14 protein-coding genes are annotated in these 12846 nt (G+C 64.8%); 4 read left to right on the top strand and 10 right to left on the bottom strand.

From position 1 onward, the window contains the following. Positions 1-423: 423 nt before the first annotated feature. The 3 genes from FKP22_RS08720 to FKP22_RS08710 form a co-directional block, all read right to left on the bottom strand. Positions 424-1023, bottom strand: coding sequence for an NADPH-dependent F420 reductase (locus FKP22_RS08720; RefSeq protein WP_141287007.1), 600 nt, complete (start codon positions 1021-1023; stop codon positions 424-426). 22 nt (positions 1024-1045) lie between these two features. Further along, positions 1046-1459: a GFA family protein gene (locus FKP22_RS08715; protein ID WP_141287005.1), complete on the bottom strand. Its 414-nt coding sequence runs from the start codon at positions 1457-1459 to the stop codon at positions 1046-1048. A gap of 96 nt (positions 1460-1555) precedes the next feature. After that, entirely contained in the window at positions 1556-2290 is a 735-nt protein-coding gene (locus FKP22_RS08710) for an SDR family NAD(P)-dependent oxidoreductase (protein ID WP_141287003.1), read from the bottom strand. A gap of 112 nt (positions 2291-2402) precedes the next feature. Between FKP22_RS08710 and FKP22_RS08705 the strand changes: the two genes are divergently transcribed. Further along, on the top strand, positions 2403-2780 hold the full coding sequence (locus FKP22_RS08705) for a winged helix-turn-helix transcriptional regulator (protein ID WP_141287001.1): 378 nt from the start codon (positions 2403-2405) through the stop codon (positions 2778-2780). A gap of 130 nt (positions 2781-2910) precedes the next feature. Here the strand turns inward: FKP22_RS08705 and FKP22_RS08700 are convergent, their stop codons facing one another. Together FKP22_RS08700 and FKP22_RS08695 are read right to left on the bottom strand one after the other, a co-directional pair. Further along, positions 2911-3513 carry an NADPH-dependent F420 reductase gene (locus tag FKP22_RS08700; RefSeq protein WP_141286999.1) on the bottom strand — a complete coding sequence of 201 codons (603 nt, stop codon included), beginning with the start codon at positions 3511-3513 and terminating at the stop codon, positions 2911-2913. 32 nt (positions 3514-3545) lie between these two features. After that, positions 3546-4154, bottom strand: a complete 609-nt coding sequence (locus FKP22_RS08695) for an FMN-dependent NADH-azoreductase (protein ID WP_141286998.1) — start codon at positions 4152-4154, stop codon at positions 3546-3548. A gap of 244 nt (positions 4155-4398) precedes the next feature. Here FKP22_RS08695 and FKP22_RS08690 point away from each other — a divergent pair, with 244 nt between their 5' ends. Then, complete coding sequence (locus tag FKP22_RS08690) at positions 4399-5340, top strand: LysR family transcriptional regulator (RefSeq protein WP_141286997.1); 942 nt, start codon at positions 4399-4401, stop codon at positions 5338-5340. Between the two features lie 345 nt (positions 5341-5685). Next, positions 5686-6882 carry a serine hydrolase domain-containing protein gene (locus tag FKP22_RS08685; protein WP_211361343.1) on the top strand — a complete coding sequence of 399 codons (1197 nt, stop codon included), beginning with the start codon at positions 5686-5688 and terminating at the stop codon, positions 6880-6882. 263 nt (positions 6883-7145) lie between these two features. Here the strand turns inward: FKP22_RS08685 and rbp are convergent, their stop codons facing one another. The 3 genes from rbp to FKP22_RS08670 form a co-directional block, all read right to left on the bottom strand. Next, on the bottom strand, positions 7146-7496 hold the full coding sequence (rbp, locus tag FKP22_RS08680) for an RNA-binding regulator (protein ID WP_141286993.1): 351 nt from the start codon (positions 7494-7496) through the stop codon (positions 7146-7148). Between the two features lie 102 nt (positions 7497-7598). After that, the gene (locus tag FKP22_RS08675; RefSeq protein ID WP_141286991.1) at positions 7599-7808 is read right to left on the bottom strand and encodes a hypothetical protein; all 210 of its coding nucleotides are present in this window, start codon (positions 7806-7808) and stop codon (positions 7599-7601) included. Between the two features lie 417 nt (positions 7809-8225). Further along, the gene (locus FKP22_RS08670) at positions 8226-9125 is read right to left on the bottom strand and encodes a LysR family transcriptional regulator (protein WP_141286990.1); all 900 of its coding nucleotides are present in this window, start codon (positions 9123-9125) and stop codon (positions 8226-8228) included. A 101-nt stretch (positions 9126-9226) separates the two neighbouring features. On the opposite strand from FKP22_RS08670, the gene FKP22_RS08665 reads away from it, so the two are divergent. After that, the gene (locus FKP22_RS08665) at positions 9227-10096 is read left to right on the top strand and encodes an SDR family oxidoreductase (RefSeq protein WP_141286989.1); all 870 of its coding nucleotides are present in this window, start codon (positions 9227-9229) and stop codon (positions 10094-10096) included. 192 nt (positions 10097-10288) lie between these two features. Here FKP22_RS08665 and FKP22_RS08660 read toward each other — a convergent pair whose 3' ends face one another. Further along, complete coding sequence (locus tag FKP22_RS08660) at positions 10289-11233, bottom strand: sugar kinase (RefSeq protein WP_233446824.1); 945 nt, start codon at positions 11231-11233, stop codon at positions 10289-10291. Next, positions 11230-12768 carry a D-arabinonate dehydratase gene (locus tag FKP22_RS08655; protein ID WP_141286987.1) on the bottom strand — a complete coding sequence of 513 codons (1539 nt, stop codon included), beginning with the start codon at positions 12766-12768 and terminating at the stop codon, positions 11230-11232. Before FKP22_RS08655 ends, FKP22_RS08660 begins: the two co-directional genes overlap by 4 nt. Positions 12769-12846 lie beyond the last annotated feature (78 nt).

Raw genomic sequence — 12846 nt, 5'->3', positions numbered from 1 at the left:
GTGCACCGCCGCGTCGCCGCGGCGACTGCCCGCCCACGGGTCTCGATGCGCCGCCTTGTTCGGCCGGGCCCCGACTCGGCCCTAACTGCAGGTGTAGTTCGATGCCATCTTCGCGGCGTTGGGGTCGTTCGCCGGGCCGGCGTAACGCGGGTACTTCGGATACTGGCACAACGGCCAATTCAACCGGGGGGAGAGTTTCACAGAAGGCAGCCCGATTTTCGGACCGCGTTGGATGGCTTGGAGTTCGATTTCGGCGGGGCGACCTCTCCGCCAACGTCAATGAACGGGCGCCGGCGGAGTCTGCTTGTCGCCTCGGCCCATGGCGGCGAAGAAGTTCTTCACGACCTTGAACTTGGTGCTCATCGTGTCTTCTCCGGCAGGCTCGAATCGGATCGTGCTCGACCCGATTCGAGCGTCTTCTCATCACTCGAACTTGACCAGGTCCTTGAAGATCAGGCGACCCCAGGTGTTTCCGCGTGCCTGCACGAGCAATCCACCTTCGGATAGCCCGCCAAGCTGGATCGGCGCGAAGCCGAGATTTTTCGCGAGCTCGCCAATCTCTGCTGCCGCGCCTTCATCATCGCTCGCCAGGAACACGACTCGCTTTCCGCCGTGCACAGCGGGATCCTGATCGAGGACGGCAGCGCCCAGATGGTTGAAGCCCTTGACCAGTCGGGCACCAGGGAAGGCCTGTGCAACGAACCTGGATGAGGGCTGTCCTCCCAAGGTTTCGGGAGGCACGCCATAGGCATTGCTCACGTCGATGATGGTTCTTCCGTGCCAGTCGGAAAGCGCACCCCCGACATCTGCGTGCGATTCAAACCGCACAGCCAGAAAGACGACGTCCGCCTTGGCGGCCTCCGTCAGTGTGGTGGGACTTATCTGCGGTCCGATCGCGGCCGCGTCGGATGCGAAGCTTTCCGGGTTGCGCTTGGTTGCGACGGAGACGGCGATGCCGCTTCGGGCAAACGCCTTGGCCAGTGCTTGGCCGATCCGGCCGAAGCCGATGATTGCGTAGTTCATAAAGATTTCTTTCTTGCCAAGTTCACAGGAGGCGGGTGTCTTCCGGCTCGTGCTTCAGGTCGTCGTGACGGCCGTCGTTGTATTTCAAGGTCCTGGCGAGCTGGTCGGCGTCCTGCTCGATGCCGTCCAGCGCGGCGATGGACACAGCGTAGAACTTCGCTTCGTTTCCCTCTGCGAAGGTGCGGACACCACAGGTCCTGCAGAAGCGGTAGCGAAGGTGGGACTCGGATTTGCCGGGCGGAATCCATGCGTAATCGGTGAGCTGGTCTTCGCCTCTCTCGATTTCAAAATCTTCAGGCGGCACGATCGCGAACCAGAAGCGTGACTTGGTGCAGATCGAGCAGTTGCAGCGCGTCGTGCCCTTGTCGAAGTCGATCTTGGCCTCGAAGGCGAGCGCACCGCAGTGGCACGTGCCACGGTAGGTTTTCTTCGTCATCGTGTTCCTTGGTCCGCTGTGAATGAAGGTTGGAAAGGCCCCCGTCGGAGCCTCGCCAGCATCAGGTTCGCTGCTGCCCGAGCCTGGCTCCGTGCGTCAGAGTTGCGCCAAGCCGCCGTCGACGGCGACCTCGCTGGCGGTCATGAAGCTGCTGTCCGACGACGCGAGAAAGGCGGCCGCCGCTGCGATCTCGGACGGATCGGCCATGCGCTGGAGGGGAGTCATCGCACCGTAGGCCTTCTGACCCTCCTCGCCCAGGGCTGCCTTCGCGAGTTCGGTCGCGGTCGCGCCGGGAGATAGCACGTTGACACGGATGCCGGTGCCCTTCAGGTCCTCCGCCCAAGTCCGCGCGAGGTTGCGCACTGCCGCCTTGCTCGCGCTGTAGGCGGTGAATCCAGGGGCGCCCGTGGTTCCCGCGCTCGATCCGGTCAGGATGATCGACGCGCCCTTGCCCATCAGCGGCAACGCCTTCTGGACCGTGAAGATCGTGCCTTTCACATTGGTGTCGAAGGTTTCGTCGATGTGCGCGGCGGTGATCTTGCCGAGTGGAAGCGGGCTTCCCGCCCCGGCATTGGCGAAGACGATGTCGAGGGATCCGCGCTCGGCCTTCACCGCCGCGTAGAGTTGGTCGAGGTCGGCCTCATCCGAGACCGAGCCCTTCACCGCGCGGGCATTGGGTCCCAAGTCGGCCACGGCGGTGTCGAGCGCTTCCTGCCGGCGGCCGAAGATGAAGACGAATGCGCCTTCCTCGATGAAGCGCTTTGCCGCGGCGCGGCCGATACCGGTCGCGCCACCGGTGATCACGGCGGTCTTTCCAATCAGTCTGTTCATGACGTGCATCTTTCGTTGAAGTGGTTCGAAAACAGCCATCTGCTTCCTTGCCAGCGAATATGCACCGCTGATAACCTAAGGACAAGTATGCACATTTTGGTAAGTATCAAAAATGACGACCTCTTCTGAAATCTGCGGCACTGGCTGCGGGCTCAATGCCACGCTCCGCGTCATCTCGGGCAAGTGGAAACCGCTGGTCCTGTTCTTCCTTCGCGACGGCCCGAAGCGCTACGGCGAACTGAAGCGACTGGTCGAGGGCGTCAGCGACAAGGTGCTCATCCAGTCGCTGAAGGATCTGGAGGCCGATCGGGTGCTGGCGCGAACAAGCTACAACGAAGTACCGCCGCGCGTGGACTATGCGCTGACCCCGCTCGGTCGCGGTCTGGCCGACGCGATCATCCCGCTGTGCACCTGGGGAACCAAGAACGCGGCGGTGATGGCAGGCATCTTCGCGGAGCGCGACAGCCTGGTCCAGCAGGAAGCCGAATGACCGGTTCGAGGTCACTTGTCTGAAGCGGCGAGAGGCAGCAACGGGGCGCTATACAGAGCTCTCCATGGCGACCCCAGGCGGAAGTTCCTGTATCAAGTACGGCGCCCATTAGCGGGCATTCGCCGAACCGTCAGCCACGATGGGGAGCGCCGAGCTCGATCAGGTTCTGCAGAACAAGTGGGCCGCGGAACCGCAGCAGGCTTCCGCCTTCGGCAATCTTGCCCAGGATGATGGGAGCGAACCCAAGCGACGCGACCAAAGACGCAACCTCTGTGTTCGCCTCGTCATGGTTGCCGGCCACAAACATCACGCGTCGTCCGCCGCACTCGGCCGGATTGCGCGCGAGGAGAGCTGCCGGGAGCTGATTGAAAGTCTTGACAACTTTCGCGCCGGGAAGACCCCCGGCCACGAAATCACTTGATTGCAACCCACCCAGCGGCGTGAGGTCCGTTTCGCGGAAGTTCGTGACATCGATGACCGTCTTGCCCTTCCAGTCCTTCCTCGCCTTCGCGATCTCCGCATGTGCTGCGAAGGGCACGGCGAGAAGGATGATGTCGGCCTCGAGGGCGTCCTGGAGGCTGGCAGCAGTCACCGAAGGGCCCAACTCGTTCACAAGCTCGTTGAGGGAATCAGGGCCGCGCGCGTTGGAAACCATCACGGCAATCCGGTTGCGCGCGAACTGGCGCGCGAGAGCGGTTCCGATGTGTCCGGAGCCGATGATGGCGCAAGTCATGGTTGAGCTTCCAAATCCGGGGCCTCGTCGACTCAGGCCGTGATGGCCGCGATGTCCTCCAGGGCGCTCGCGACGGCTGCATCCTTGGCCTCCGGGCCGAACGCAAGGCCCTCAGCGCGCACAACCTTCACGTCCGTCAGGCCGAGGAATGACAGCAAGCCGATGAGGTAGCTCTCCTGGTGCTCGTTCGCTGCCGCTGGGGTTCCCGCCGGATACACGCTGCCTCGCGCCGACGCGATGAAAGCTCTCTTGCCCTTCAGCAGGCCCACGGGGCCGGTCGCGGTGTACTGAAACGTCTTGCCCGCCACGGCGATGCGGTCGACCCAGGACTTGAGTGGCGTCGGAATCGAGAAGTTGTACATGGGTGCGCCAATGACGACGATATCTGCTGCGAGGAGATCGTCCAGGTAGGCATTGCCTTTGACCAGATCAGCGGCGATGGTCGCGTCCGCATTGGATGCGCCGGCACGAATGGCCATGTGGGTGCCCGTCAGGTGCAGGGCCGGATCGGCCGCCAGGTCCCGGTAGGTGACGCGAATGTCCGGGTGCAGGGCGCGCTGGCGGGCGACGATTTCGGCTGAGAGCTGGCGGCTCACCGATGCGGCACCGAGTGCGCTGGAGTCGAGATGGAGAAGCTGCATGATGAAACCTCGATGGTTGTGAAGTATTCGGAAGGACCGAATGCCTGTTGCGTGATAACTTCGATCTGCACCCCACGCTTCACGGGGTCTGGTATGCCGAGGTGGTCGGCCCGACTTGGGTCAAGTTCGCCATGAACCCACTTCGCGTGGCCAAGTGCACAACGCAAATGTGCCAACAGGCCCGGCCGCCGAGAAGCCGGTATATTGAGATGCGAACCATCTGTTTTCGAGATGGCCTCCTCCCATGCTTGACGGTGTCTCCCTGGATCAGCTCCGAACTTTCATCGCGGCAGTGGATGAGGGAAGCTTCTCGGCTGCGGCTCGCAAGCTCAACCGCGTTCAGTCGGCAGTAAGCGGTTGGATTGGCAGTCTCGAGGACCAGATCGGGGTTGTGCTCTTTGACCGCTCCGGTCGATTCCCGAAGCTCACGCCGGAGGGCGTGCTTTTGCTTGCGGACGCGCGCAACATCGTGTCCGGGGTGGACACCCTCAAGGCCCGCGCCAAGTTGATGGCATCGGGCCTCGAGAGCGAGCTTTCGGTGGTGGTCGATGTGTTCTTCCCCACCGCGGTTGTCAGCGCTGCCGCCAAGGCCTTCGCGATCCAGTTTCCGTTGACGCCGCTTCGACTCTTTGTTGAAGGCTTGGGGGCGGCCTATCAGCCCGTGCTGGATGGTCGATGCACCTTGGGCATCCTGGCTGCGTTGCCGTTGACGTTCCCGTCGCTGGTCAGCGAGCGACTGGGCGAAGTGCCCTTGGTCTTCGTTGCCGCAGCCAGCCACCCCCTCGCGAGTCTTGGATCTCGGATCACAAGACGCGAAGTGGCGAAGCATGCGCAGCTCGTGCTCACCGACAGATCCGACCTCATGGCCGGACGCGACTACGGCGTCGTGTCGCCGTCGACCTGGCGGCTGGCCGACCTGTCGACGAAGCATGCATTCATCAAGGACGGCGTGGGGTGGGGCGGGATGCCCTTGCACATGGTCGAGGAGGACATTGCGGCGGGCACCTTGGTCGTCCTGGATTTGCACGACCTCCCGCAGTCAGGCTTTGCGTTGACGATGTCCGCATACCACCGGCCTTCGGAACCACCCGGGCCCGCCGGCAGATGGTTCATCGATCACTTGAGGGCCTCTTGGGCGCCGCAGACAAACTCTCCGCGAAAGCGCGGGCGAGGGCCCTCTTCCTAGTGTGACGTTTCGTTCTTGAATGAACTTGAATGCACTGCGTATCCGCAATGCGCTACTGCGGTTTGCATTGGACGGAGCAATTGCGAGTTGCCCCGACGATTGAGCTGACGGACGAGCAGCAAAGCGAGCCATCCATTCCCTGGTCTATCGGCTCAGGGCTCGCTTCGTCGCAAACCTTCGCCCGGTGCGCTTCGTGGTGGCATCCTGATGCCTGCCATGGGTGCCGCCCAAGTCCGAGTCGAAAGGCTTGCAGGCTTGACCAGGCACTGATCGTGTGAATTTCGAGCAAGAGGAGATGCAATGGGCGCAGGTAGATCGTGGGCGCTGGCCGTGGCATCGGTCAGCATGATGTCGGCCGTGGTGCTGGCCGGACAGCCGGCTGTGGCGGCGTTGGCGGCGCCACAAGCCTTGCCCGATCCCCGCGCCGCGATGGCTTCCGGCGAAGCGTTGAAGCGCAGGATCCAGAAGCGGATGGACGACGCCGGGATCGTCGGTGCAGCCGCGGCCCTCATCCTTGATCGGCGGGTGGTGTGGATGCAGGGTTGGGGCTACGCGAATCAAGCCGCGAAAACACCCTTCACGCCCGACACGGTCATCAACGTCGGCTCGATCAGCAAGACCGTGACGGGCGCAGCGCTGATGCAGGTGGTGCAGAGCGGGAAGCTCTCGCTCGATGCCGACATCAACACCTACCTGCCGTTCCGGATCGCCAACCCGTTCTTTCCCGACGCCCCCATCACGCTTCGCCAGCTGGCGACGCACACCTCGGGCATCACGGACCGCTGGGAGGTCTACCGGGATACGTACCACTGGGGCTCGGATGCACCCGAGCCCATGGGCGCCTTCCTCAAGGCCTATCTGGTGCCTGGCGGCAGCCGCTACGCCCGAGAGAACTTTCTGCCGATCGTGCCCGGGACGCACCGCGAATACTCCAACATCGGGGCGGGCCTGGCGGGCTTCATCGTCGAGCAAGCCATGGGCGAATCGCTGGCTTCGTACACCCAGCGGCGGATCTTTCAGCCACTGGGCATGAGCCGTACGGCCTGGCGGCTGGCGGACGTGCCGGCCGGTTCGCACTCGACCCTCTACGTCGGCCAGTCCGGCCTGAGCATTCCCATCCCGCCGTACGGGCTGACGACCTACGCGGACGGAGGCGTCAGAACCACGGTGAGCGACCTGTCGCGGTTCTTCATCGCCCTGTTGAACGGCGGACAGTACCAACAGGCGCGCATCCTGGACACCAGGACGGTGGAAGAGATGCTCAGGTTCCAGTACACCGACGCCCACAAGCCCGACAACGTGACCTTGAATGAGAAGAACTCGGGCATCTTCTGGTCCACCAAGTTCAACGTCACCCGCATCGGCCATGGTGGGTCGGATCCGGGCGTGCGCGCCGAGATGCTTTCCGACCTGTCTCATGAGACCGCCATCGTCTTCGTGACGAACACCTCCATCGAAGGGGCAGAGGCCAAGGTCTATGACGATCTGCTGAACGACCTCTGGCAACATGCTGAGCTGCTCAGGCGGGAAGGTCAGCCCTGACACGGTGAGAAGCGGGGCAGGGCCCACCTTGAAGCCCATTCGGCTGCGGATGATCGGAGGCAGCCGCACGGCGCGGCCCATCCGCCGGTCACACTGGCAGGGGGACTCGGTGGCGTCGGCGGTCTTTGCCCGTGAGCTTCGATGAGCTGCCAGTTCTTCGCGCAGTTGTACAAGAAGGCCGTCACCGTCAAGCGGCCGCGCCGGCGCGACGGACGAAAAAAAGCCGGCCTCTTGGGGCCGGCTTTGCGTGCGCCCGAAAGCGCTCAATAACGACCGCCGCCGTAGCCCCCGTTACCGTAGCCAACGTCGGCGCGCTTGCTGGCGGTAAAGCCGCCAGCGCCATGGCCGCCAGCGCCACCAGTGGCCTCGCGGGGGCGAGCCAGGCTCACCACGATGGAGCGTCCGTCCACCGACATGCCGTGCAGTGCCTCGATGGCGGCTTGTGCCACCTCGGCGTTGGACATTTCCACGAAGCCGAAGCCCTTGGATTTGCCGGTGTCTCGGTCCATCATGACCTTGGCGGACGACACGTCACCAAACTCCGAAAAATTGTTTTTCAGGCTGGCGTCGGTGACGGAGTAAGGCAGGTTGCCCACGTAGATTTTGCTGCTCATGATTGAGCCTTTCTGGATGAGAGTGGCGCAGGTTCAAGTGCGCATTCGCGAAACCCGGTTTCGCAGTTGGGGCCGCTTGTGGGAACGTCTCCCGCCAAGCCGTCAGCAGGCCGGTGGTTGGGCCATGCTGGTTTGCAGCCAGCCCTGGGACACGGCAAAGAGCCGGGCCGCATCACGTGAGGCAAACGTCTTGTCAAAACGGAAGACACGGCAGTAGCTGCCGTTGCCTTGCGATCGCTGAACCGAGATCGAGGCGCGAAAGCGGCCGCATTCGGTCGGGTGTGTCGTGGGCGAAACGACGAATTGGCCCATGGAAATGGCAGAAGGGAAAATCTTGATCAATCAAAGCTGCAGGCTCAAACAGCACCGCAGGTAAAACGGCCGCTCGGAGGGCTGCAGGCAGCTCGAACGGTCATGACAAGTCGTTGGGGGCGACGTGTGTAGAGGGCGATGGAGGATTTGCTGGTTATCAACAAATTTTCGCCGCTGGAGCTTGAGGCTTTTCGGGAAGCAGGTCAATGACTTTCTGACTTCTTGTGGATGCCATCGAGGTGCTGGTGCGAATGGTATTCCTTCAGGGGCTGTACCAGCTCTCGGGCGAGCAATGTGCAGCACCTCGTCGAGCCCGCAAGAGCGCTGGAAGCTCAGCCGATCGGGCACTTGGGAGGCACTTGGGAGGCACTTGGGAGGCACTCGGGAGGCACTTGGGATGTGTCAACAGGCCCCAGCTCAGTCGATGAAGGCCGCCAGTTCATCTGGCGACCCTGTGGGAAACGACGCTTTCAAGAACTCCAGGAAGGTCGATACACGTGCGCTCAGCAGCCGGCGAGAGGGGTACAAGGCCCACAGTGCAATCTCCGGGCCTTCGACGTCGCCCCAGCGCACCAACTGCCCGCCGGCCAGATCCTTGGTCACCAGAGAGATCGGCAAGCGCGCCACACCGACGCCCGCGCGAACCGCGTCTCGCACCATGAACAACGAGGCAAGACTCAAAGCGGGTGTCACGGTGATGCGCTTCTTCTTGCCAGACGCGCCGATGTACTCCCAGGAAGATGCCGCTGCGCCGAAGCCGCCGCCTCGCATGACCGCTGGCACCGTCGCCTGGCCTGCAGGTGGCTTGAGTTTCGGACTGGCGACCACGACGAGGCGATCCCTCACGAGGATCCGCCCCACCAGCCTCGCATCTGGGTCGGGGTTGACGCGGATCACGAGGCCGTAGCCCTCTTCCACCATGTCCACGGCCCGGTCCTCGGTGGTGACCTCGAGGCGGATCTCGGGATACTGCAGCGCGAACCTGGCCGCGAGCTTCCCCATGGCGGCCTGCGAGAAGAGCAGCGGCGCGCTCACCCGCAAGCTGCCTCGCGGTGTCGCGCCGCCCGACGTGATCGCCGCAGCCGTTTCGTCGATTTCGAGCAGCAGCGCCGAGGTCCTCTCGTACAGGGCGCGCCCCTCTTCGGTGAGTTTCAGCGCCCTCGCGCCCCGCTCGAACAAACGCAGGTTGAGGCCGCTTTCCAGATCTGCCACGCGCCGCGACAGCGTGGCCTTGGGGCGGCCCGATTCGCGCGCTGCGCGCCCGACGCCCCCGTGTCGGGCGACCAGGTTGAAGTCAGCCAGCGCAAGCAAGTCCATGTGTTCCACCTGTGAGACGAAGTGTCCAAATATATCGGCTATCGGCCTTCGGTAGGAACGAAGAAGATCTGGTCTCGCTTCAACCAAACACGGAGTTTTTCATGACCATCCTGATCACCGGCGCCTCTGGCGCCATCGGCCGCCAAGTCGTTCAGCAACTCGTGGACCGGGGCGCCGCCGTGCGGGCACTCGTCCGCGACCCGGCCAGGACCCAGTTCCCCGCCGGCGTCGAAGTCGTTCAAGGTGACCTGCTCGACGTCGAGTCGCTGCGCAGAGCCTTGGCCGGGACCTCCACGCTGTTCCTGCTCAACGGCGTCGTCCCCGACGAGTTCACGCAGGCCCTGGTCACGCTCAATCTGGCGCGCGATGCGGGCATCGACCGGGTCGTCTACCTGTCGGTGATCCACAGCGACAAGTACCTCAACGTGCCCCACTTCGCCGGCAAGTTCGGCGTGGAGCGGATGCTCGAGCAGATGGGCTTCGGCGCCACCATCCTGCGGCCCGCGTACTTCATGCAGAACGACCTCACCATCAAAGACGTCATCACCGGCTACGGCGTGTATCCGATGCCCATCGGCAGCAAGGGTCTGGCCATGATCGACACGCGCGACATCGCGGAAGTCGCGGCCCTCGAACTGCTGCGCCGCGAACAGGCACCGGGCTCGCTGCCACTGAGCCGGATCAACCTGGTCGGCCCGGATGCGCTGACGGGAAGCGACGTCGCCGGCATCTGGTCGGACGTTTTGGGTCGCCCGATCAACTACGGTGGCGACGACACCGCGGGCTTCGAGAAGAACCTGCTGAACTTCATGCCGGGCTGGATGGCCTACGACATGCGCCTGATGAGCGAGCGTTTCCTGACCGAAGGCATGAAGCCCGACGCCGGTGACGTCGAACGCCTGACGACGCTGCTGGGCCGGCCGCTGCGTTCCTACCGCGCTTTCGCTGCCGAGACCTCGGCTTCGGCCTGAGCTGTCGGCCTGCGCGGCAAAGCGCCGAACGGCCCCGAAGCGCAGGCCGAGCAGGTGTCGACTGCATGCGCAATGCCGAGAGAGCGGGGCGATTCGACGATGCCGTGGCGGCGATCAACCCGCTTCTTCCAAAGCGCTGACGCGCTCCTGATGTGTTTCAGGAAAGGCCAAAGGCCTGCAGTGGCGGCGTGGTCAAACCTGCAACTGCGCCCGCGTGGGCAGGCCGTCGCAGTCTCCTGGGAATTGAACGACGCGTGCCCCGATGGCGCAGCCGCGTTGCGCCGCCGCATCCAGCGGCAAGCCTTCGAGCAGTGCGCTGACGACACCGACCGCGAAGCCATCGCCTGCGCCCACGGTGTCCACCACTCGCTTCACCTGGACGCCTGGCACGTGTGCGCGAAGCCCCTGCTGGTTGGCGCAATAGGCGCCATCCGGGCCGAGCTTGACCACGACGGCTCCTGCGCCCAGCGCCAGGTAGAAATCGGCGATGTCGTCGGGCTGGGCTCGGCCTGTCAGCAGGCGCCCTTCCGCCAGGCCAGGCAGCACCAGGTCACTGATGGCCGCGAATCCGTTGATGGACCGGATCATCTGCTCGCGGTCGGGCCACAGGCGAGGGCGCAGGTTCGGGTCGAACGACAGGCTGCTGCCTTGCTCGCGCGCGCGCTCGGCGAGCCTTTGCGCCAGTTCGCTGCAGCCAGGTGACAGTGCGGGCAGGATGCCCGTGAGGTGCAGGTGGCGTGCCCGGGTGCCGTCGAGGCGGGCGAGATCCCCCGCGTGCATGCGGCTGGCCGCAGAACCGCGGCGGAAGTACTCGATCTGCGGATCGGTGCCGTCCGCTTCGAGCGACTTCAGCATGAAGCCGTTGGAGCTGCCTTGATCGACGCTCGCGAAGTCCGCGACGATGCCTTCGCGCCGGAGGACTTCGGCGAGGAAGCGACCGAAGGCATCGTCGCCCAGCCGGGTCAGGTAGCCGACGCGCAGGCCGAGGCGCGCCAGGCCGATCGCAACATTCAACTCCGCCCCAGCACTGAACCGGCGGAACCGCTCGACGGCATGCAGGCCGCCTGTCTCCTCTGCCGCGAGCAAGACCAGGGCCTCGCCAGCGGTCAGGACGTCCAACGCTGCGCTGGCGCTCACATCACGGCTCCGAGTTGCCACGGCACGAATTCGTTGTTGCCGAGGTCGTGCTGCTCGCTCAGCGTGCGCTGTCCCGAGGCCGTGGCCAGCATGAGCTGGAACAGGCGCTCGCCCGCCTGAGCGACATCCAGCGTGCCGTCGACGATCTCGCCGGCGTTGAAGTCCATGTCCAGGCGCATGCGCTCGAACATCGTGCTGTTGGTGGCCAGCTTGATGGACGGCGTGGGCTTGCAGCCGTAGGTGGAGCCGCGGCCCGTGGTGAAGCAGATCAGGTTGGCGCCGCCGGCGACTTGGCCGGTGGCCGAGACCGGGTCGTAGCCCGGCGTGTCCATGAACACCAGCCCGTGCGCGGTGACCGGCTCGGCGTACTCGACCACGTCCATCAGCCCGGTGTTGCCGCCCTTGGCGACGGCGCCGAGCGACTTCTCGAGGATGGTGGTGATGCCGCCTGCCTTGTTGCCGGGCGATGGGTTGTTGTTCATGTCGCCGCCGTTCTTGCCGGTGTAATCCTCCCACCACCGCAGCCGGGCCATCAGGCGTTCCGCGATCTCGGGCCGCGCGGCGCGCGCCGTCAACAGGTGCTCGGCGCCGTAGATCTCGGGCGTCTCTGACAGGATCGCGGTGCCGCCATGGCGCACGAGCAGGTCGACTGCAGCGCCGAGCGCGGGGTTGGCGCTGATGCCCGAATAGCCGTCCGAGCCGCCACACTGCAGGCCGACGACAAGCCGGCTCGCGGGCAGCGTTGTGCGGCGGGCGGTGGCGGCGAGATCCAGCATTTCCCGCACGATGGCCTCCCCCTTGGCGATGGCCTCGCGGGTGCCGCCTGCGTCCTGGATGGTCATCGTGCGCAGCCGTCCGGGAATCGCCGCGAGCCGCGGGTCGACCAGGCCGTCGACCTGGTTCACCTCGCAGCCCAGCCCGATGATGAGCACGGCCGCGAAGTTGGCATGGGCTGCGTAGCCGCGCAGCGTGCGCTGCAGCAACTCGATGCCCTCGCCGCGTCCGCTCAGGCCGCAGCCGCCGCCGTGGGTGATCGCGACGACGCCGTCCACGCCCGGCCACTCGGCCATCGCGGCGCCCGCGAACGCCTTCTCGATGGCCTTGCACACCGTCGCGGAGCAATTGACGCTGGACACCACGCCGACAAAGTTGCGCGTGCCGACACCGCCGTCTGCGCGCAGGTAGCCCTCGAAGGTGGCGGGCACCTCCGCGGGCCGGGTCGGCACGTAGGCGTGGCCGATGCCGTGCAGCGGATGGGAGTCGCCCATGTCCAGGTTGTGCACGTGCACGTGCTCGCCGGCGGCGATGGGCGCGGTGGCCTTGCCGATGACCTGGCCGTACTTGCGCACCACGGTGCCCGCTGCGATGTCAGCGAGCGCGATCTTGTGGCCCGCGGGAATCTCGTTGCGAGCCACCAGCGCGCCGCCGCGCGGAACCGCGATCACCGCGCCCGCCACCAGCACGGCGCGGGCCACGGCGACGTTGTCGTCCGGATGCAGCATCAGCACCGCCGGAGCCTGGGTCTCAGTCGACATGGCACACCTCCGCCCCGCCGGACACATTTCCCATTCGTTTCATGACGGATCCTGATTGGTTGAGCCTGACGACGCGAG

This window comes from Ideonella azotifigens (assembly GCF_006519715.1).
Taxonomy (GTDB): Bacteria; Pseudomonadota; Gammaproteobacteria; order Burkholderiales; family Burkholderiaceae_C; genus Ideonella; species Ideonella azotifigens.
This window is presented reverse-complemented; position numbering and strand designations above follow the sequence as displayed.